The 863-nt window shown below is 47.3% G+C and carries 1 protein-coding gene, 1 pseudogene and 1 other annotated feature; the gene and the pseudogene both read right to left on the bottom strand.

What is annotated here, in order from left to right:
* Nucleotides 1–261, bottom strand: a pseudogene (locus A5N85_RS18110) (hypothetical protein); the annotation flags it as partial.
* Nucleotides 242–466 carry a DDE-type integrase/transposase/recombinase gene (locus A5N85_RS14360; protein ID WP_428843265.1) on the bottom strand — a complete coding sequence of 75 codons (225 nt, stop codon included), beginning with the start codon at nucleotides 464–466 and terminating at the stop codon, nucleotides 242–244. The gene A5N85_RS14360 and the pseudogene A5N85_RS18110, both read right to left, overlap by 20 nt.
* 192 nt (nucleotides 467–658) lie before the next feature.
* Nucleotides 659–775, bottom strand: a sequence feature (AL1L pseudoknot).
* Nucleotides 776–863 lie beyond the last annotated feature (88 nt).

Below are 863 nucleotides of genomic sequence, written 5' to 3'. Positions count from 1 at the left end.
TGGCATACTCATCAGAGTATCGACAAATGCTATATCTATCATCTCTTGAGTGGCCAGCTCAACATCTCTTAAGCCTTGCCATTGTGGTTTGTCATATTTAATGACCTCCGCTTTGTATAGTTTGTTGACACTCTTTGCCAATGCATTGTCATAGGCATCGCCGGTTCGCCCTACCGATGCCTTTATGCCGGCTTCTTTCAGTCTTTCGCTGTAACCTATAGATAAGTACTGACAGCTTCTGTCACTGTGATGGATGACATGATGGGCTATTGTTCTTGGCTAATGCTTGTTCAAGCGCATCAAGCACCATGTCGGTGTTCATTTGTCGGCTGACTTTCCAGCCGACAATGGCGCTTGAATGCACGTCTATGATGAATGCCGTATAGATCCAGCTGCTTTGGGTGTGGATATAGGTGAAGTCTGCAACCCATAGCTGATTGGTGTCGCTTGACCAAATCACCAGCATATTGCAGTGTTTCACTACCCAGATAGACGGGCTTTTTTCTATCACGGCTGACGCCATACCTTTCGTGCGCCGTAACGACATTGACTGTTCTGCTATATCTGTGTGATCCGTATCAGCCTCTGTTGATCACGACGGTTTCGTGCCAAACGTTTCTCAGGATGGTTCATCTGATCTTGATGCCGGTGAGGTAGAGAGTGCAGTCGGCAATACCGTGCAGATTACTTCAACACCATAACACGGCTGATATTGCTCGATAAAGTTGATCATCGTTTGTATGGGCGGTCGAGCTCCGCCTGTGCGAAAAAAGCTACTGCCTTGCGCAAGATCTCATTGCTGCGTTGCAGTTCACGGTTTTCACGCTCAAGGATTTTTATCCGCTCAAGCGCATTCTTGTGCC

It is taken from the genome of Suttonella ornithocola (genome assembly GCF_001889065.1).
GTDB classification, from domain to species: Bacteria; Pseudomonadota; Gammaproteobacteria; order Cardiobacteriales; family Cardiobacteriaceae; genus Suttonella_A; species Suttonella_A ornithocola.
This window is presented reverse-complemented; position numbering and strand designations above follow the sequence as displayed.